This window comes from Clostridium sp. SHJSY1 (genome assembly GCF_031626875.1).
Lineage (GTDB): Bacteria > Bacillota > Clostridia > Clostridiales > Clostridiaceae > Clostridium.
In genome coordinates this window covers 1-20,657 of the sequence record NZ_JANDMF010000038.1, presented here as the reverse complement: position 1 = coordinate 20,657, position 20,657 = coordinate 1, and the positions used below count along the sequence as shown (strand labels likewise).

The 20,657-nt window shown below is 27.6% G+C and carries 22 protein-coding genes, 1 tRNA gene and 1 other RNA gene; 7 read left to right on the top strand and 17 right to left on the bottom strand.

Annotation, left to right across the window (positions count from 1 at the left end):
• Positions 1-123 precede the first annotated feature (123 nt).
• The 7 genes from NNC19_RS16315 to dnaX all read right to left on the bottom strand — a co-directional run bounded on the left by NNC19_RS16315 (position 124) and on the right by dnaX (position 5,911).
• Positions 124-1,347: an ABC transporter permease subunit gene (locus tag NNC19_RS16315; RefSeq protein ID WP_310939734.1), complete on the bottom strand. Its 1,224-nt coding sequence runs from the start codon at positions 1,345-1,347 to the stop codon at positions 124-126.
• Positions 1,347-2,261 (bottom strand): ABC transporter ATP-binding protein, encoded by a 915-nt coding sequence (locus tag NNC19_RS16310; RefSeq protein WP_310939733.1) that lies wholly within the window; start codon positions 2,259-2,261, stop codon positions 1,347-1,349. Before NNC19_RS16310 ends, NNC19_RS16315 begins: the two co-directional genes overlap by 1 nt.
• A 144-nt stretch (positions 2,262-2,405) precedes the next feature.
• A complete protein-coding gene (locus NNC19_RS16305) occupies positions 2,406-2,672 on the bottom strand; it encodes a pro-sigmaK processing inhibitor BofA family protein (RefSeq protein WP_310939732.1) in 267 nt (88 codons plus the stop codon).
• Positions 2,673-2,694: 22 nt separating this feature from the next.
• Positions 2,695-2,973, bottom strand: a complete 279-nt coding sequence (locus NNC19_RS16300; protein WP_310939731.1) for a DUF2508 family protein — start codon at positions 2,971-2,973, stop codon at positions 2,695-2,697.
• A gap of 195 nt (positions 2,974-3,168) precedes the next feature.
• The gene (gene recR, locus NNC19_RS16295; protein ID WP_310939769.1) at positions 3,169-3,765 is read right to left on the bottom strand and encodes a recombination mediator RecR; all 597 of its coding nucleotides are present in this window, start codon (positions 3,763-3,765) and stop codon (positions 3,169-3,171) included.
• Positions 3,766-3,865: 100 nt separating this feature from the next.
• Positions 3,866-4,207, bottom strand: coding sequence for a YbaB/EbfC family nucleoid-associated protein (locus tag NNC19_RS16290; protein ID WP_310939730.1), 342 nt, complete (start codon positions 4,205-4,207; stop codon positions 3,866-3,868).
• Positions 4,208-4,288: 81 nt separating this feature from the next.
• Positions 4,289-5,911, bottom strand: a complete 1,623-nt coding sequence (gene dnaX, locus NNC19_RS16285; protein ID WP_310939729.1) for a DNA polymerase III subunit gamma/tau — start codon at positions 5,909-5,911, stop codon at positions 4,289-4,291.
• A gap of 272 nt (positions 5,912-6,183) precedes the next feature.
• Here dnaX and NNC19_RS16280 point away from each other — a divergent pair, with 272 nt between their 5' ends.
• Entirely contained in the window at positions 6,184-6,450 is a 267-nt protein-coding gene (locus NNC19_RS16280; protein WP_310939728.1) for a hypothetical protein, read from the top strand.
• A gap of 211 nt (positions 6,451-6,661) precedes the next feature.
• Positions 6,662-7,558, top strand: a complete 897-nt coding sequence (locus tag NNC19_RS16275; RefSeq protein WP_310939727.1) for a cellulase family glycosylhydrolase — start codon at positions 6,662-6,664, stop codon at positions 7,556-7,558.
• A 103-nt stretch (positions 7,559-7,661) separates the two neighbouring features.
• Here NNC19_RS16275 and NNC19_RS16270 read toward each other — a convergent pair whose 3' ends face one another.
• Positions 7,662-8,216, bottom strand: coding sequence for a biotin transporter BioY (locus NNC19_RS16270; RefSeq protein ID WP_310939726.1), 555 nt, complete (start codon positions 8,214-8,216; stop codon positions 7,662-7,664).
• A gap of 145 nt (positions 8,217-8,361) precedes the next feature.
• Here NNC19_RS16270 and NNC19_RS16265 point away from each other — a divergent pair, with 145 nt between their 5' ends.
• The 3 genes from NNC19_RS16265 (at position 8,362) to NNC19_RS16255 (ending at position 10,677) form a co-directional block, all read left to right on the top strand.
• On the top strand, positions 8,362-9,318 hold the full coding sequence (locus tag NNC19_RS16265) for a biotin--[acetyl-CoA-carboxylase] ligase (RefSeq protein ID WP_310939725.1): 957 nt from the start codon (positions 8,362-8,364) through the stop codon (positions 9,316-9,318).
• A gap of 76 nt (positions 9,319-9,394) precedes the next feature.
• Positions 9,395-10,186 (top strand): thymidylate synthase, encoded by a 792-nt coding sequence (locus tag NNC19_RS16260; RefSeq protein WP_310939724.1) that lies wholly within the window; start codon positions 9,395-9,397, stop codon positions 10,184-10,186.
• Positions 10,186-10,677 (top strand): dihydrofolate reductase, encoded by a 492-nt coding sequence (locus tag NNC19_RS16255; protein ID WP_310939723.1) that lies wholly within the window; start codon positions 10,186-10,188, stop codon positions 10,675-10,677. The genes NNC19_RS16260 and NNC19_RS16255 overlap by 1 nt, the downstream gene beginning before the upstream one ends.
• 125 nt (positions 10,678-10,802) lie before the next feature.
• On the opposite strand, the gene NNC19_RS16250 is transcribed toward NNC19_RS16255, so the two are convergent.
• From NNC19_RS16250 to NNC19_RS16230, 5 genes are all read right to left on the bottom strand, one after another.
• Positions 10,803-13,010, bottom strand: a complete 2,208-nt coding sequence (locus tag NNC19_RS16250; protein ID WP_310939722.1) for a peptidase domain-containing ABC transporter — start codon at positions 13,008-13,010, stop codon at positions 10,803-10,805.
• 110 nt (positions 13,011-13,120) lie between these two features.
• Positions 13,121-13,297: a hypothetical protein gene (locus tag NNC19_RS16245; protein WP_310939721.1), complete on the bottom strand. Its 177-nt coding sequence runs from the start codon at positions 13,295-13,297 to the stop codon at positions 13,121-13,123.
• 39 nt (positions 13,298-13,336) lie between these two features.
• Positions 13,337-13,513 (bottom strand): hypothetical protein, encoded by a 177-nt coding sequence (locus tag NNC19_RS16240; protein WP_310939720.1) that lies wholly within the window; start codon positions 13,511-13,513, stop codon positions 13,337-13,339.
• Between the two features lie 232 nt (positions 13,514-13,745).
• A complete protein-coding gene (locus tag NNC19_RS16235; RefSeq protein WP_310939719.1) occupies positions 13,746-15,044 on the bottom strand; it encodes a GHKL domain-containing protein in 1,299 nt (432 codons plus the stop codon).
• Complete coding sequence (locus tag NNC19_RS16230; RefSeq protein ID WP_310939718.1) at positions 15,038-15,796, bottom strand: LytTR family DNA-binding domain-containing protein; 759 nt, start codon at positions 15,794-15,796, stop codon at positions 15,038-15,040. Before NNC19_RS16230 ends, NNC19_RS16235 begins: the two co-directional genes overlap by 7 nt.
• A gap of 458 nt (positions 15,797-16,254) precedes the next feature.
• Between NNC19_RS16230 and NNC19_RS16225 the strand changes: the two genes are divergently transcribed.
• Positions 16,255-17,166, top strand: a complete 912-nt coding sequence (locus tag NNC19_RS16225; protein WP_310939717.1) for an NlpC/P60 family protein — start codon at positions 16,255-16,257, stop codon at positions 17,164-17,166.
• A 211-nt stretch (positions 17,167-17,377) separates the two neighbouring features.
• Here the strand turns inward: NNC19_RS16225 and ffs are convergent.
• The 4 genes from ffs to NNC19_RS16205 form a co-directional block, all read right to left on the bottom strand.
• Positions 17,378-17,641: signal recognition particle sRNA large type (gene ffs, locus NNC19_RS16220), an RNA gene on the bottom strand.
• Between the two features lie 3 nt (positions 17,642-17,644).
• A tRNA-Ser gene (locus tag NNC19_RS16215) sits at positions 17,645-17,734 on the bottom strand.
• Positions 17,735-17,887: 153 nt separating this feature from the next.
• Positions 17,888-18,661 (bottom strand): prolipoprotein diacylglyceryl transferase, encoded by a 774-nt coding sequence (gene lgt, locus NNC19_RS16210; protein WP_310939716.1) that lies wholly within the window; start codon positions 18,659-18,661, stop codon positions 17,888-17,890.
• Positions 18,662-18,672: 11 nt separating this feature from the next.
• Positions 18,673-19,113 (bottom strand): nucleoside deaminase, encoded by a 441-nt coding sequence (locus tag NNC19_RS16205; protein WP_310939768.1) that lies wholly within the window; start codon positions 19,111-19,113, stop codon positions 18,673-18,675.
• A gap of 420 nt (positions 19,114-19,533) precedes the next feature.
• Here NNC19_RS16205 and NNC19_RS16200 point away from each other — a divergent pair, with 420 nt between their 5' ends.
• Positions 19,534-20,292, top strand: a complete 759-nt coding sequence (locus NNC19_RS16200; protein WP_310939715.1) for a hypothetical protein — start codon at positions 19,534-19,536, stop codon at positions 20,290-20,292.
• Positions 20,293-20,657 lie beyond the last annotated feature (365 nt).

The window sequence follows — 20,657 nt, the reverse complement described above, 5'->3', positions numbered from 1 at the left end:
ATCACAATGTACTTACATATAAAACCATGAGAATAATTATAGAATAATTCTATTCCTCTATTTTTAAAATATGAATAAAAAAAAGAATCGCACATCACTTTTTACAATGACATGCAATTCAAACTAAATTAATATATCTTTTTTACTAAATACAATATGTGCAATCACATATGAACATATAATGGTTCCTAACATTAATCCAATGCCTAAATTTATGTTGAAATTTGGATTATTAAATACTCGACAAATACTGCCATCAATTACCCCATCAGTTCTTCCATAATTTAAGAATATTAGATGTGCTATTTTACCAACCTTTCCTGACACCATACATGCCATTGTACTTGCAACTGATATTATTACAGATAAAGCCATTGTTGTCATACTGCTCTTAAATATAGCCGATATTAAGAATACAAATGCACAACATGCTATAATAAATAAAACTTGCATTCCAAAAATTTGTAATAACGCTCCACCTCTTGTGGCTGTTATTCCACTATTTACAACTTCACTTAACATAGGATTTCCTGTTGGATCTAAATTTGAATAATCAAATTGATATGCTGTATGAATTATCTGTGGAATATTAGCTCCATCAAATCCACCTATAACACCAACTATTCCAAAAGCTATAAGTTCAAGTCCACATATCATTCCTACAACAGTAATAACAACCGATATAAATTTTGATAAAATTACCTTTCCTCTAGATATAGGTTGAACTAATAAAAACTTTAAAGTAGGTGGTGTAGATTCTCCAGATACCATATCACTCATAAATACAGCAATTCCTGATACTAATATTATTAACCCTAGAGATTGAATAATATCTTTTAAGTAATTAAAAGCATTGAATTTCCAATTTTCTACTGGTTTAATATCATTATCTAAGTAATAATTTATTACTTCTAATCTATTTTTTTGATATGAAGTACTCTCCTCATCTCCATTTTTGCTATCTAAAGATTTTTGTATCTTTTCTTTTTCATCTAATAAACTCTTTTTCCATCCATCAATAGCGTCTTGATTTTTTAGAAGGTCTTCTTGAATTTTAATAGATTGATTAGCTTGTTCTATTTGTTGTTTGCCATTTATTATTTCTTCTTGTGCCCATGATTCAGTGCTTTTTTCTGCATTTTTTATTCTTTCATTAGCATAATCTATTTGCTTATTCAAAGATTCAATTTGCCCCTGTGGAGAATTTCTATACTCAGAATCTTTTGAACTATTGTAACTTAAAAATATAGTTCCACCAATAAGTACAAAGAATAGACCAAATACTACCCATGTTTTTCCTCTACTTAATAATTTTATCAATTCATTTTTTATTAATTTAAAAATCATTATCTCATTCCCCCTTCCACAAGTTCCATGTACCTTTGTTCTAATTCACTTCTATTTCTATATATCTCTTCAATCTCTATATTCTTGCTTATTAGCTCTTTTAATACAATATTTGTACTTCCAAAATCTATTATTATATGAATTTCATTTTCCTTAATCTGTGCATCCTTAACACATCCTAATGTTTTTAATAATGTTATAGCTTTACCTTCATCATTTGAAACCTTTAGTGTTAAACTATCTAATTCTGTTTCAACATTATTATCACTAATTTTTTCTACTGATTGTATAATTCCATTATTAATAAAAGCAACTTTATCACATAGATTTTGTACCTCACTTAAAATATGAGATGAAATAAATACAGATATGCCTTTTTCTTTAGCAGCTTTATTAACAATATCTCTAAAATCTAATATTCCAGTTGGATCTAACCCATTTGTAGGCTCATCTAAAATTAATAATTTAGGATTTCCAATTAGAGCAGCTGCAAGACCTAGTCTCTGTTTCATTCCTAAAGAATACTTTCTAACTTTGTCATTTATTCTATCTTTTAATCCTACAAGGTCAATAAGCTCTTGAACTTCTTCTTTAGATACCCCTCTTATCCTTGCTATTTGCATAAGATTTTCTCTTCCAGATAAATATTTATAAAGTTCTGGATTTTCAACAACAGCTCCAACATTTCTTAAAGCCTCTTCTTTATCTTTTTGAACGTTATGTCCACAAATAGATATTTCACCTTCATTTGGTGCAATAAGCCCTACAAGCATTCTTATTGTAGTAGTTTTTCCTGCTCCATTAGGTCCTAGGAATCCAAATATCTCTCCTTCTTCTACTGAAAGATTTAAACCTTTTATTATTTCTCTTTTTCCTAATTTTTTCTTTACCCCTTTAACTTCTAAAACATTCATTATTTTACCTCCTAATCTCTATATCCAATACTAATATTTAAAGCTTAATATTTCTGTAAGTAACATCTTAAAAATTTCTTAATGAATTCTGAAGAAATAAAAAAAGTCTTCAAAATAACTTTAATTATTTTGAAGACTCTATATTTACATAAATAGTTTGAATATTATTAGTACAATGACACCTGGAATACCTAAGGTACCTGCAATTAATGCTGTTACCAGATTAATTCCTATGTAAAAGTTAAAATAAGCGCCTATTAAATTCACTATATATAAAAGGACAACTCCAAATATACCATTTAATAATATCTTTAATGGCCATTTGAAAAGTTTAAGTACTAAATATAATACTACTATTCCTATTATTCCATATAAAATTAACTGACTATCTGCAGATTGTAATAATTCCATGTTTCTCTCCCCCTAAAGCTTTTTATTCTGCTAGTTCTAAAAACTTATCAGCAATGTATTCATAACTTACTGAAATTTTTCTCTCCTTTGCTACTGCTAACAAATGTTCAAATCTCTTCATTGCAACCTCTTCTGAATATATTGCAACTTCAATAAGCCTAGGATCTTCTACATTGTTAAAAATATTTCTTGCAGTTTCTATTTCAAGCAAAGCATATTCAATTTCAATAATTAATTCATCATTTGTTTTATTCTTATTAATCATACCAATAACATATTCAATAATATTCTTTTTATTCATAACATGCCTCCAAATAGTTTATTTAGAGCCTTGCCACAAATTAATTATTTTATACATTTATGGTAATTTATAGTAACATTTTAAATATATCTACATATATTAATTGTATAAGAAGCTTTTCACTCATTATCAAACAAAACTTCTAAAACTCCCATCTATCTATTAAAGGGTCCATTTTTTTATTGGGCCCTCCTTTTATATTTCTTTTCTACCTTCTAGAGCCTTTGATAAAGTGACTTCATCTGCATATTCTAAATCTCCACCTACAGGTAATCCTGAAGCTATTCTTGTTACTTTTACCTCAAGTGGTTTTAAAATTTTTGAAATATACATAGCAGTTGCTTCTCCTTCTATATTAGGATTTGTTGCAAGTATAACTTCTTTAACCTCTTCCTTCATCCTAGAAACTAGTTCTCTAATCCTTATATCTTGAGGTCCCCTTCCTTGCATAGGTGATAGGTTTCCATGTAAAACATGATATGTACCATTAAACTCCTTAACCTTCTCCATAGTCATTATATCTCTTGGTTGCTCAACAACACATATTATACTATTATCTCTATTAGGATTTGAGCATATAGAACATGGATCTTTATCCGTAAAGTTGCCACATATTGAACAGTATTTAATTGTTCCTCTTGCTTTAACTAATGCTCCTGCAAATTCCTTAACCTCATCTTCTGGTAAATTCAAAACATGCAAAGCCAATCTTTGTGCTGTCTTTTGTCCAATGCTTGGCAGCTTTGCAAATTCTTCTATTAATTTTTCTATCGCTACTGGATAAAAATCCATATTGTTCATCCCTTTCATTGTCTCCAAGCAGATTAATTTCATTTTTCTAGTAAATAAGGCATACAAGAATCAATCTTGTATGCCTTCAAATGTTCATGTTTTAGAATAAACCAGGCATGTTCATTCCACCTGTTAATTTACCCATCTTATTTGTAGTTTCTTCATCTGCTTTTCTTAATGCTTCATTTACTGCACTAAGTACTAAATCTTCTAACATTTCAACGTCATCAGCATCAACTACTTCAGGTTTTATATTAATTCCTAATACTTCTTTCTTTCCACTAACACGAACTGTTACAGCACCGCCTCCAGCTGAAGCTTCAAATTCTGCAACCTCAATTTCCTTTTGAGCTTCTTGCATTTGCTTTTGAAGCATTTGTGCTTGCTTCATTAGGTTATTCATATTGCCTCCACCGAAGCCACCAAATCCACCTTTTGCCATAAATAATTCCTCCTTAATAGTTATCTATTTTTCTATTATATAGCATTTTATAAAACAATTCTATTACAGATTTATAACATTTTACTCATCTATTATTTCAACAAGAGATTCTCCAAGAGCATCAATTAATATGTCCTCAGGTTTTCTATCTTCTTCTCCTGCCCCTTCTACACTAAACTTAACTTTAATATTTTCTCTCATAACTTCAGAGACTACTTCATTTATTATCTTATGATTATCAGTTTTCTCTACTCTCTGTTTATTAAATGCATATTGATCATCATATTGAATAGTTAATATACCATTTTTACACGCCACAGGTTTTCCTGTAACTATTGATGCATATATAACCATAGCTCTTCTAGCCTTAAATGCTTCTAATATATCTTTCCAAGCTCTTTGAACATCTGCTATAGAAGTTTTAGAATCTTTATTTTCTTCTAAAACTATTTTATTTGCTGTAGTTGGTTCATTTCCTTTTGAAGATGCTTTAGTTGTTGCTTTATTAAGTTCATGAGAAGTAGCTGCTGTTGCTGCTACAACTTTAACTTTTCCACTTTTTAATGCTTCTTCAAGCTTATTCACTCTAGCTAATATAACCTCATTTGAAGTATCATATTCTATTTTGCACATTTTTATAGTTGCTAATTCTAAATATAATCTAGATTGTTTACTAAGCTTTGCATTATTTTCAGCTTCTTGAAGTATTCTTATATCTCTCATTATTTCTTCAACTCTTATTCTAGATCCTTGTTCCTTAATAAGTGTTATATTTTCTAAGGACATATCTAATACTTCTTCAGGATTATTAGTAACCTTAATCATAAGTAAATTTCTAAAATGTGTTATCAAATCTTTAATAAATAAATGAACATCTTTTCCTGCAAAAACTATCTTTTCTATAGTAGACATAGCCTTTTCAATATTTCTTTCTACTATTGCTGATGTTATTCCAAATAAATATTCATTAGTAACAAGTCCAAGCATTCCAATTAGTGAATTATAGTCTACACTTCCATCTCCCATAGCTATAGCTTGATCTAATATACTTAATGAATCTCTCATAGCTCCATCTGATACCCTAGCTATTAAATCTAGACTTTTATCATCTGCAAGTACACCTTGAGCTTTAACAATTTTTCTAAGTCTATCTGTAATATTCTTATTACTTATTCTCTTAAAATCAAATCTTTGACATCTTGATAGAATTGTTATAGGAAGCTTTTGAGGATCTGTTGTTGCTAAAATAAATATTACATTAGCTGGTGGTTCTTCTAATGTCTTTAAAAATGCATTAACTGCCCCCATTGAAAGCATATGAACCTCATCTAGTATATAAATTTTAAATTTAGCTTCTTGTGGTGGATATTTAGAATCATCTATAATATCTCTTATTCTATCTATCCCATTATTTGATGCAGCATCTAGTTCTGTTACATCAATAGCTAATCCTTCATTTATCTTTTTACACATTTCACATTCATTACAAGGTTCCCCATTTTCGGGACTTAGACAATTTAATACTTTTGCCATAACTTTTGCTGTAGAGGTTTTTCCTGTACCTCTAGTTCCACAAAAAAGATAAGCATGAGCTATTCTATCATTTAATATCTGGTTTTTTAATGTAGTAGTTATATGTTCTTGTCCAACTACATCTTCAAAATTCTTTGGTCTCCATTCTCTATATAAAGCTGTATACGCCAAGGCCTTTCACCTCTCTATAATGTTAAATACTTTAATTTTTATTATACACCAATTGAGATATATTTAATATATTTGTTCTAAATACATGTTATGAGATTTATAATACATAATTTAAGTCTAAACTCTAAAAAATTTATTCAATTTAAAAATAGAATAGAAAAACTTATAATAAAGATTCACTATCGTAAACCTATATCTATTTATTAAGTTTACAATTCACCAAGCAAATGATAACATTTATATATATTAATTTGAATTGGAGTGATAAATAAATGTTTTATTCTGAGAAATTTGCTGAAAAAGTTTTAAATGGATATGTAATTACAAAAGATGATGCATTAAAATTATACTTTCAACCAAAAGAAGAACTTTTTATTTCAGCAAATAAACTAAGAGAAAAAATATGTGGTGATAAAGCTAATGCAACCATTTCTGGAAGTTTACTTACAACTTATTCTAATGAAGGTACTTGTAGTGATAGAAAATTGCTTAGGAACTTAGGTCTATCTGTAAAAGAGCTTAATGAAATCACCTTCTAAAAGATAATTTAATCATACTCAGATATTTCCGGTCACAATTCAACAAATTATTCCAAGCAAAAATACTAAAGCCTTCAAATTTATTCGTAAATTATAATATTCTTAAACACTTTAATTTTAAGACATATCTTTTTTATTTTAGGATATAATCTATTATTTGTAAAATTTATTTGTTATAATTAGTTGAAAATAAAATTAAGGAGGAATATTTATGAATAAAAAAGTTAAATCATTAATTCTCGGAGTAACTCTTGCAGTTACTACAATTTTAATTTCCAATCCACAAATTTCTCATGCTACAGAAGATAGTTCATGGATTAGAGGTGTCAATGTACCAGCAGCTTGGTATGATAGTCAATCATACTCATCCTTAGACAAAATAAAAAGTGAAACATTTAATTCTGTTCGTATCGTTTGGGAAACTAAAGGATCAACTTCAAGACTTGACGAATATCTTACAAAATGTGATAAGTTAAATCTTAAACCAATTGTTGAACTTCATGATGCTACTGGGGGTATGGATACAACATCATTAAAAAAATGTTTAGATTATTGGTTAAGAAGTGATGTAATGAATGTTATGAAAAAACATCCTAGTGCATGGTTAAATATAGCTAATGAATGGGGTCCAGAAAATAGTACTGTATGGAGAGATGGTTATAAAGATTCTGTTAGTAAACTACGTTCTTCAGGTTTCGGTGGAACAATAGTAATTGATTCAGGTGGATGGGGACAAGATTCTCAAGATATCTTAAAATATGCTAAAGATATATATAATGTTAATAGCAATAAAAATGTTATCTTTAGCATTCATATGTATGGTTCTTGGAATGACAATAGTAAAATAGACTCCTTTTTAAGTAGTTGTAAAAATAAAGAAATTCCAATAATAATAGGTGAATTTGGTTATAACTCTAATAATGGTAATAACAATTTAGGATGCAAGGTTGATGTTGCTCACTTGATAAGCTATTGTAAAGCTAATAAAATTGGTTTCTTAGCATGGTCTTGGACTGGTAATGACTCTGCTAATGCATGGCTAGATATGACAAGCAACTGGACAAACTATACTTGGTGGGGCAAGTATGTACATGATAATATGTGGTAATGTCTATTATATAGTTTAATTAATTTTAATATGAAAGCTATCTCAACAAATAACTTTTTATTGAGATAGCTTTTACTTAACAAAAATAATCAAAGACTTAACTTTATGCTTTTAAAAGATTTGTTTGCATTATACTACTTTGAAGCCTAACGCCTATAAATACTGCTAAAATTACTTTAATAATATCAAATATAACAAAAGGAATTACTCCCGCCATTAATGCAGCTTTTATACCTAAGTTTGCAACAAACATAAGTTGTACTGTTCCTATAAAATAACATACTGTAAAAGCAAAAATACTTGCTAATGAGATGATTAAATAATTCTTTTTATATCTGTATGAGAAGTATCCAATAATAGCTGCTACTATAGGAAATGAAATTAAATATCCACCTGTTGCTCCTATAAGTGTCTGAAATCCTCCCTTAAATCCAGCAAATACAGGAATTCCAATTGCTCCCAGAAGAATATATACTAAAACCGAAATTGCTCCAAGTCTTCCCCCTAATACTACCGCTACAAGTGTCACTGCAAAAGTTACCATTGTAATAGGAACTGTGGTGAAAGGTAATGGAACTGCGATTTGTGCCAATATAGCCATTACTCCAGCAAATATTGCACATATAATTTGCTTTCTTAAATCTATCCTCTTTTTCATATTATCGCCCCAATCTATTAGTCTATTTGTAAAATATAACTTAATGTTAATATAAAGGCTTTCAATTGTCAACCATATATTTATACATCGGTTTACAATATATTTTTAGTTTTATGCTATAATCTCTTTTAGGAAGGTGAATTCAATGGAAGAAAAGATTTTAAATGAACTTAAACAAGCTAAAGATTATATATCTGGAGAAAATTTAAGTTCAAGTTTAAATATTTCTAGAGCTGCAATTTGGAAGCATATTAAAAACTTAAAATCCAAGGGTTATATAATTGAAGGTGTTTCAAATAAAGGTTATAAACTAATTTCTATACCAGATATAATAAACTCAAATGAAGTTTTTGAATTACTCCAAAACTCTAATCTTTGGAAAGATATAATTCATTTTGACACAATAGATTCAACAAATATAAAAGCAAAAGAACTAGCTTCTAAAGGAGCTTTAGATGGAACTATTATAGTTTCTGAGATTCAACAAGGAGGTAGTGGAAGGTTTAAAAGACCTTGGGTGTCACCAAAAGGTGGACTATGGTTTTCTTTAATTCTAAGGCCTAATATTATTCCAACAGAATGTCCAAAAATCACCCAGGTAACTGCTGCAGCTATGCATAAAACTTTATCTAACCTTGGAGGCAGTTTACAAATAAAATGGCCAAACGACATTATTCTAAATGACAAAAAACTTTGCGGAATATTAACAGAACTTAAATGCGATTTAGAAACAGTAGATTATTTAATTGTTGGAATAGGTCTAAATGTAAATATTGAAAGTTTTGAAAAAGAAATATCTCAAATAGCAACATCCCTAAAGATAGAATTAGATAGAACTTTCAATAGAAATGAAATTTTATCAGCATTTTTAAATAACTTTGAAGAATTATATAAGCAATTTGTCCACAATGAAAACATAAGTGAAACCATAGAAATTTGCAGAGAAAACTCTAATCTATTTGGTAAAAAAGCTAGGCTTATAACTTGTAATAATGAAGAACTTGTAACATGTTTAAGACTTTCTGAAGATGGTACTCTAATCGTTAAGGATAGTCTTGGAAATGAAAAGCCTGTATTTTCTGGTGAAATAACATTTAAGTAAAACTTCAAAATTACATATTATTTTTTGTATTTAAGTATTATAATTATAAAAGAAATTTTTAGAGGAGGATACTTTTATGAGTATTTATGATAAAAAATATTTATCCATAGTTAGAGATATTTTAGAAAATGGATATTATGATAAAAACAGAACTGCAGTAGCTACTTACAAATTACCACATCAAATAATGCAATTTGACTTACAAAAAGAATTTCCTATATTAACAACTAAATTTGTTGCTTTCAAAACATCTATAAAAGAAATGCTTTGGATATACCAAAAACAATCTAATATTGTTGAAGAACTTAGGAATATGAATGTTAAGGTATGGAATGAATGGGAAGGTGAAGATGGAACAATAGGAAAAGCTTATGGATATCAAGTTAAGAAATTTAACCAAATAGATAATTTAATTGAAGCTCTAAAAAATAATCCTCAAGACAGAAGAATGATGATTAATCTATGGAATTGGTCTGACTTACCAGAAATGAACCTAGCCCCATGTTGTTTCCTTACTTTATGGGATGTAACTGATGGAAAACTTAACTGTATGCTCATCCAACGTTCAGGCGATATGGGATTAGGAGTTCCATTTAACACATGTCAATTTGCAGTTTTAACACATATGTTAGCTCAAGTTGCTGGATTAAAGCCTGGTTTACTAACTCATGTAATTAATAATGCTCATATATATGATAACCAAGTTGAAGGATTAAAACTACAATTAACAAGAGAAAATGATGCTTATGATGCTCCAAAGTTTTGGATAAATTCTGATATAAAAGATTTTTATGAATTTGCACCAGATGATTTTAAATTAGAAGATTATAAACATCATGAATCTATAAAAATGGAGGTAACGGTTTAATGCTATCTATAATAGTTGCCAAAGCTGAAAATAACATAATTGGTGGAGACAATAAACTTTTATGGCACATATCAGAAGATCTTAAAAGATTTAAAGAAATAACTACTAACCACACAATTATTATGGGAAGAAAAACTTTTGAGTCTTTACCAAAAGTACTTCCTAATAGGCATCATGTTATTATAACAAGGGATATTAGCTATACAGTTGATTCTGACCAAGTAACTATATTACATAACTTAGGTGAAGTTATAAAAAGATATGAACATTCTGAAGAAGAAGCATTTATAATAGGTGGAGGAGAAATTTATAATTTACTATTCCCTTATGCAAAAAAACTTTATCTAACTAAAGTAAATAAAGATTTTGAAGGAGATACTTATTTCCCTATCATTGACTTTAATGAATGGACTATTGTTGAATCTTCTGATGAAAAAATTAATGCTGAAGATAGTCTTAAATATAATTTTGTTAACTTAATAAGAAGATAAATTTTTATAACTAAGTATAGTAGATAGATTTGTAAGGATGCAAATTTATCTACTATCTTTTATATTTAGTGAAATTATTTATATTAGGAAAGGATTTTGATGAATTTAAACTTGCCATGTCCACTTTAGAAATTACTAATAGGTACTGGCATAATTTTGTCTGATTCTTTAATACTTTGTTCACTCCATAACCTATAATAATATCCGTTTTTTTGTAGTAACTCTATATGACTACCTTCTTCAACTATTTCTCCATCATCCATAACATATATTTTGTCACATTTCATAATAGTACTCAATCTATGAGCAATTATTATTGAAGTTACATTACCAGAACATTCTTCTAATGTTTTCTGTATGGCTTTTTCCGTTATAGAATCTAAATTAGATGTTGCCTCATCCATTATTAATATATCAGGCTTTTTTAATAAAGCTCTAGCTATTGCTAACCTTTGCCTTTGTCCTCCTGAAAAATTACTACCTCGTTCAATTAAAGGAGTTTTGTATTTTAATGGTAGTTTATTTATATAATCATGTATCTCTACATTTTTACAAACAGATATCATATCTTCATCAGTCAAATTTTCATCTGCAAACTGTAAATTTTCTTTTATTGTCCCCGAAAATAAAAATGATTCTTGTGATATATAGCTAATTTTATTTCTCAATGTATCTTTATTTATATCCTTTATATTATCCCCATTTAATATAATTTCGCCTTTTTCTATTTCGTAAAATCCCATTAAAAGCTTTGCAATTGTAGTCTTTCCTGATCCACTTTCCCCAACTAATGCTATCTTTTCTCCTGATTTTATATTTATATTTATATTTTTTAAAACTAATTCTCTTACTCCATATCTGAAATTAATATCTTTTAACACTATATTTCCTGATAATGATTTAGGGCTTATTTTTTTTGCTTCATCTTTTGACTTTTCTAACTCTAAATCTAATATATCACCTAATCTATCACTTGCTACTATTGCACTTTGTAGCTGAGGTTGTAAATTTATTAATCTTTCCATTGGCCCAATATAATATGCAAGTAATGCATTAAAGCTTATTAATTCACCAATTGTTATTTCTCCTTTTAAAACAAAAATACCTCCAATCCATAAAATACATATACCAAAAATACCTTTAACAGTATTAATTAATGTATTTTGAAGATTATATGTATATCCATGCTTAAATAAGCTTTTCATAAATTTCATGAATCTATTTTTTGTTTCTATTTCTGCTCTTTTCTCTCCATTAAAAGCTTTTACAGTTTCTATTCCCTCTATTGATTCAACTAAATAAGATGTCAATACTGCCTCATGCTCCATAACATCTCTATTTACCTTTTCTAATTTGTTTTTAAATCCAAATACTAAAATTAAATATAAACATATTGGTATTGAACAAATAAGAAATAGTTTTGAACTTTGAATATATAAAATAATCCCTCCTACAATTGCCATGAAAACATCAATCATTAATGTTAATGTTACTGATGAAATTGCATCTCTTATTTTAAATCCATCATTAAATCTAGAAACAATTTCACCAACCTTTCTTGTACTGAAAAACTTCATAGGCAGATTAATTATGTGATTATAATAACCTAATAATAAAGGGATATCTATATTTTGAGTCATGTGTATAAGAAGTACACTTCTAAAAAATTCAGTTAAAACTTTAAATACAGCAAGTGAAAGCATTGCTATAGATAATGATAATAACTTTTGTGTTAACCCATTTGGCAATATATTATCTATTAGAAATTGATAATAAAATGATCCGATTATACCAAGTCCTGTTATTAATAAAGATGCTATAAATACTTTTATTAATAATGTTTTTTGAACTTTAACCAATCCCCAAAATCGTTTAAAAATACCTTTAGTCTGATCTCCTTTTTTTAAATCAACTGTTGGAACTATTAAAATTAATACCCCAGTCCATATATGAAAAAACTCTTTAGGTGTATATTTAATAATTCCTTTTCCTGGATCTGCAATCAAAATGCTCTCTTTAGTAATTTTATATATTACTACATAGTGTAATAATATATTATCAATAACTACATGTGCAATTAAAGGAGTTTTTAAATCTTCAAATATCTCTTCATTATTAGAAACCTTTACAGCTTTAGCAGAAAACCCTAAACATTTAGCTGCTTCAACAATTCCATAAACAGAAGTTCCTTCTGTATCTGTTCCAGCAATTTCTCTTAACTTAGAAATAGAAATTTTCAATCCATATTTTCTTGCAATAGTACATACACAAGCTGGGCCACAGTCTGTTATATCGTGTTGTTTAATACACCAATATTTTCTTAGAATATTCATATTTACTCCTTATAATATATTTAAAATTTATTATTTTAAAAACATTACTAGAAAAGCTGACTCATATGAGACAGCTTTTTTAGCAATGGTTCAATTAAGTATTTTAGATATTATTCCTCCCAAATACCACTTACACTATGGCCTTCAGCTATTAATTTTTCTCTTATTTTATATAGCTTATCAAAACTTAAGCTTTCGTGAAGAAGATTTTTAGTATAATCTTCAAATACATAATTTACTTTACCACCACATATATTCTTTTGCTCTTCAATTCTTAGTTCTCTCATATTTTTTACCTTCTTTCAAATGATTATATTTTATTAATTTTAATTGCGATGTCTTAGACGAGTTAAGTCATGTTTTTGATCCTTAAGACCATAATATGTGCTTTTTATTCTATTTTCATTTTCATCAGTGTAATACCACCCTGTAGTATTATCAGTAAACCACCATGTTGTTCCACCACATATATTTTTTTGCTCTTCAATTCTTAGTTCTCTCATCTCTTTCACCTCCTTTCAATGATTATTGTATTAGTAAATAATTGTTTTTCTATTAATAGCTTGTCCTTTATTTATCTAAATCATTTACTTTACAATCCTATAATTACATATTGTATTTTATTTGTAAATATATGTAACACAAAAGTGAAAAAAATAGGAATAAACAGAACTCTTGTGTAAAAATTTCTGTTTATTCCTAAAAGTATGTTGTTTTTTATAAAACCTTATAGATTTAAGAAGAACTAATACTTGAAGGGTTATTAAAATAAATATCAAAAGTAATTTCTTCACATTCAATATTTAATTTTATATATCCTTTATGTAGTTTCACTATTTGCTGAACATTATATAAACCATATCCTCTTGTGTCCATTGAATTTTTCGTAGAATAACCTCTTGCAAATATTTTATTCAAGTTAATATCATTTGAATTTACTACTTGATTTTTAATTATTAAATGAGATGTTTTTTCCAAATTGAAGATATTTACTTCAATATTCTTCTTATCACATTCATCTTTTAACACTTCATCAAAAGCATTATTCAATAAATTTCCTAATACATTAGATATTTCATTATAACTTAATATATTATCTAAAACATTATTTTCTATTTTATATTTCATTTTAACATTATATTTTTTTGCTTTAGTTATACTTCTATATATTATAGATCTAATAACTACATTATCTATATATATAAGTTCATTTATTTTATTATCATAAATTTCTTCGTCTTTCATATAATTATTTATTGCTGCTTTCACATCTTTATCATCAAGAACTGCTACTATTCCCATTATTGTATTTTTGTAATTAATAAAATCATGTTGTCTTTGTTTTATTTCTTGAATTATTTCATTAATAATATTGTTATATTCATTTGAAATCTTTAATGTTTCTTTCTCCTTTATTAATTTAGAAACACTAAAGTATGTAATAATTTGAAAAACAGCCATTGCACCAAATGCTCCCATAAAAATGAATAAATTATTATATATAATTTTATTATCATAATACCAAATAACCTTATATATAAAATAATATATAATAGATGATGATATAAAATAATTTAGAACATTGCTTTTTATATCTATTAAATTAAATTTTTCATTTATCCAATTTGTCTTTGAAAAAATGAATAAACTGCTTATAAATAATAATCCTACAACATATTTTTCTATTATATAATTATCAACAAAAAAAGTTACAATTGCAGTTATTACTAACTCCCAAAACAATCCTATAAACGATACAGTGAAATAATTAAATACTACCTCTCTAAAGGTTTTCTTAAATAAAACTTTTATTATTATTATATCTTTTATACCTTCTATAGTATCCAACATACTTAAAGTTACAAAATTTAATTGAAACATATCAATTAAATGAAAGGGTACAGAAGAAATAATTGCAATACTTATTAATTTAAATCTATTGTTATCTATTTTATTTAAAATTATCCACAAATAAACCATCATAAATACATCAAAACAGGTATCAACAACACAAATAAATATATCAGTTAACATATTTCTACTTTTCCCTTTTTAAACTCAGATAGAATACAATCTTTAAACTTATACCCTAAAAGAGCAGTTTTAGAATAATTATCAAATTGTATAACACTTAACTTATTATCTAACTTTTCTATCTTATGTATATAATTTCTATTTACAATAAATGCTCTATGGCTCTGAATTATGTATTTACAATCAATTAATTTTATCATTTTTTTCAGGCTAATATTATTAACATCATATATCCTATTAATAGTATTTATCTCACAATTTTTCCCTTTCACCTCTATAAAAACAATATCATCTATCTTTATACTCAAATATATACCATTTTTTAAAGTTATAATAATTTCTTTGTCCTTTTCCTCATTCTCAATATTATTTAAATGCTCATTCTCATACATTATAATTTTATTTAGCATAGCTTGGACTTCTTTTTTGTTATATGGTTTTAATATGTAATCATAACAATGAGTTTGTTTAAATGCTTGTGTTATATATTCTACATGTGATGTCAAAAAAATAATTTGACTAAATTGATATTTGTATATTTTTCTAATGTTTATTGCAAGTTCCAATCCTGAAGATTCCTTTAAATTAATATCTATTAAAAACATATTAATATTATATTTTTTAATTATATCCAAAGCATCACTTTCATTATCTGCTTCATAAATTTCTACAAATTCATACATTGAATTAATCATTCTCTTTAAAATATCCCTTTGCATAAAATCATCCTCAACTAAAATAATAGAATACAAAAGTATCACCCACCTATCCCTGCTATTTAGCAATTAGTTTTTTTCTACTGCGCTACTAATTAATTTCTATTTCTTAATTCTCTATAAATATAATACAATATTTTAGAATTCTATACAATTTCTATCAAAAGATATACTCTCCCAAATCCCAAAATTTAAATATTTAAGTTGGATATTTAAATTTTATATCAGCTTGTCTGAATTAATAATATGTTTTATCGAATAAACAGAAGATTTATCTATGCAATTTCTGTTTATTCCCACTTTTTTCTTTTTTAGTCCACATATGTTTACATTTATTGATTTATATGTAAAAATAAAAATATGTAAAGCTATTATATCTAAATTATTATTAATTATAATGTACCCAAACTTTTTAACACTCAATATGAGTTATATAGCCTTACACTTACAAATTTCAAGTAATCAAAAAAATTATTATTCGGGGGAGTGATATTATGAATAAGAAATTAAAAATCATAATGGCAACATCTTTAGTTTTAGGTATAACTTCTATTCCTATGTTACCATCTACTAAAGTAAGTGCTACTGTTAATTCAACTACTCAAAATGTTAAACAAGCCACCATTAACAATACAATTAATGAAAACGGTTGGACAAAATTAGATGGTAAATGGTATTACTATGTTAATGGTGCAAAACAAACTGGTTGGATTCATCCAGATAACTGGTATTACATGGACGCAAGTGGTGTTATGCAAACTGGCTGGCTAAAGTTAGATGGTAAGTGGTATTATCTAAATGATCAAGGTGCTATGCAGACTGGCTGGGTTCAACTTTCTGGTAAATGGTATTACTTAACAAATGATGGTTCTATGAAAACTGGTTGGTTTCAAGATACAAATAGTAAATGGTATTATTTAAATGATGATGGTTCCATGAAAACTGGTTGGATTCAGTACCAAGATAAATGGTGTTATCTCAATACGACAAGTGGTGAAATGGTAAAGGGTCAAGTAGTCTCTGATGATAACGGAAGTTATTATATTGACTCTAATGGTTACTGGTACAACACTCAAGGGCAAAAAGCAGTTGACAAAGCATGTGAACAACTTGGTAAAAGTTATGTGTATGGAGCCTATGGTCCTGATACTTTTGATTGTTCAGGCTTAGTTCAATATTGTTATGGTCAAATAGGTGTATCCTTAACAAGAACTACTTATGAACAAGTTAATGAAGGATATGAAGTTTCTAGTAGTGATTTACAACCTGGGGATTTAATTTTCCCATCTTCTGGACATGTTCAAATTTACATTGGAGATGGAAAGGTTATACATGCACCTCATACTGGTGATGTTGTTAAAATTGCTGACTTAGGAACTGTTTGGCATGCTAGAAGAGTTGTATAACTTTTTAGACTTACATTTATTATTAATAAAAACAATCTGTAATAATCTTTATTACATTTTATGAGAAAAAGAGGGCATCCAAAGTAAATTGGATTCCCTCTCTTTCTTGTCCTATATTGTTAATCCTATTGAAGAGTAACCTTAAAAATTTGTTTCTCATAAAAAAAGCTTTCCTTTTTACTAAGAAAAGCACTTCTAACAAAATTATGAACCGTGCACCCCAGTTCGACTATAAATCGTATGCGTTACCCATGTAGTTAGCTCAAGCCAGGTTGATCCACGGCACACGAAATGGACCACTTATCGCTGCTTCCTTCCGGACCTGACGAGGTTCATGGGTTCCGTTGCGTGGGACCCGACTCTCAACACCACTTGCATGGGTCAGACCATATTCATTATAGCCTCTCTGGGGAATTCAATCCTGCTATAGCGGATTGCAGGTTACAAGGCACCGCTAACTCCCCATCTAGCACGGCATTGGCGGAGAGAGGGGGATTTGAACCCCCGATAGAGTTGCCCCTATACACGCTTTCCAGGCGTGCTCCTTCGACCACTCGGACATCTCTCCATGTTCTACTTAACTTTTATAATATATGTCTAATCAAAACTAATTATTCAGTTCTGATACTTTTCCATTCTAGCATAAATATTATTCTTGTTCAATAGAAACATTTTCTTTAAAAGGTGCTTTGTTTACCTATTATCTTAATAATCTATCTTATTATCTCAGTTTCTTGCTTTTCATATTAATTACTATTATTCCAATAATCCCTGCAACTACACCAATAATGCTAACTAATTGTGCTATTCTAAGTCCCATAAACATCAAACTATCAGTTCTTAATCCTTCAACAAAAAATCTACCTAAAGAATATAATGATACATAACTACATATAACTATACCTCTTTGTTTTTCATTCTTTTTATACAAAATAAATAGTAATATTACACAAACTAATAAGTTCCACATTGATTCATATAAAAATGTAGGATGATAATAAACCCCTCTTATATACATTCCTTGTTTAATAAAATTGGGGAAATGATTTATAAATTCTTCACTAACAGGTCCCCCATGAGCTTCGCTATTCATAAAGTTTCCCCATCTACCAACTGCTTGTGCCAATATAATTGCTGGAGCTACAACATCCACATATTCTATTAAATTCATTTTCTTAACTTTTGCAAATATAAATACTACTATGAAAGCAGCAATTAACCCACCATGAATAGCTAATCCACCTAGACGTATATTAATTATATCTACTAAATTATCTTTATAACTATCAAATTCAAATGCTACATAATATAATCTAGCCCCTATTATTGCAAATGGAAAAGCCCATAAAAAACAATCTGTTACTAAATCAAAACTTAAATTTTTTCTTTTACAATTGTACCAGGTTAAGACTAATGATAATATAACTCCTAATCCAATTAATATTCCATACCATCTTATCTCTAAACCAAACAAATTAAATGCTACTGGATTCATAATTTCCTCCCTCATCTTTTTCTTCTAATGTAAAAAAACCTTTTTAATAGTTCACTACATCTATCATCATAAGTCCAAATAGTGTTTACAAAACTATTTAAACTTCTATTATCGACTAAATTAACAACAGAACCACAAGCACCCATATCCTTATTGAAAGTTCCTATATAAACTCTAGATAATCTACTTTGAAGTATTGCACCTGTACACATTGGACATGGCTCTAAAGTTACATACATTTCACACCCATTAAGCCTCCAATCACCAATAGTCTTGCAAGCTTCTTTAATTGCTATTATTTCTGCATGGGCAGTGGGGTCATTATTCATTTCTTTTTTATTATATCCTGTTCCAACTATTATACCATCTTTTATAATAACTGCTCCAATTGGGATTTCTCCATTTTTTAAAGCTTTTTCTCCCTGTTCTATTGCATAATCCATATAATCCATATTCTCACCACTTTCAAGAATTCCATGCTTCTTAACTAATCTAGCAATTATCCTTAGGCTTTTATTCTTCAAAAAATATTCCTTTTAATTAGTCTTTTTTCAAAATTAAATATAATTTTTCTCTAAATTTTTAATTAATATTATATCAGTTTTCTCTTTTATATACTACATTTCTACTAAAGGATTGTAGACATTACTTCTTACATTAAAGGGTAATGAAAGCTTTAAGTACTCTTAAAATTTATTTTTTAACATCTATACTTATATAAAAATTAAAATCTTTTTTAATATATAAATAATATGAAGTATAGTAACAATTTACACTAAAACTATTTACAAAAAAATCATCTTACTGTTGATTAAAATATATCTTTCTTGGAAACAATTTAAATATAATTAATTAAAGGGAGATGGAAATTTATGAGTAGATCAGCATTACTATGTTTTAAAGATTTAAGTAATAAAATTAATGGAGCTTATATTGAATCAAATGGAAGTTATAATGAAATTGGCAGTAGATTTGTACAAGCTTATTTAAATAATGATAAACATGATATAAATGAGTGTTTAGATATGATATCTTGGGTTGATATACCTAACTTAGAAACACTATCATTTAATGAAGCTAAGAAAGTGGCTATAAAAAAAGATAATATAGATGGGAAAGGACATCAAATTTTATCTTTACTTGAAAGCAAAGATGTTATAACAGCCTCTAAGGTTTATCAACCTTTAAAAAAGTATCATCATTTATCTTCTGGTCCTGTGATTGACTTTGAATACAGAGGTTATTTGCATATTATTTCTATAGAAGATAATATGCATAATAATATAATTACTGATGATAAAGGAAATAAGAAACTACAACTGGCAAATAAATACGATGGCTTTTATGATGATATAGATTATATCTATTTATATGATATGAATGAAGATTCTTTGAATTTATATGAATTTGAACATATAAGTATCTGCAAAGATTTAAGCTCTGCTATAACTTCTAATAGATCTGCGAATATGGTATTTTCAAAAAAATTAAATATAAATAGAACTATGAATGTTCATGATATATTAAATGTTATACCTTCCTTAAGACTTACCCCTGAACAAGTAGAAGAAGACAGGCTTAGAACAGAAGAATTCAATAAAATTATGTCTAATACTAAAAAATTAGCTTAAAGGACTCAAAACACCTGCAAAGGTGTTTTTGTGTTCTTTTTAATATAAAAATTCTGTTATAATTTTTTCACTCATAATAATTTTCACTTTAGTTTTTTCTTTAGAATACTTAAAAAATATTATATATAGATCTCGCCATGAGCTCACTATCAGCATTAATATACTGCTTTTTGCTTATAATCTGTAAATCTAACTCTAAATCCTTTTCTATTTATCATGCCTATATACTTGTCCAACTCTTCTTTATTTTCATACTTTGCCAGCATATTCCGAAGAATATAAGAATATATATTCTTCAGTCCAGCTAGTAGTTGTCAATAGAATTCTAATAGTATGCTGATATAATTTTATTAATATAATTTTGC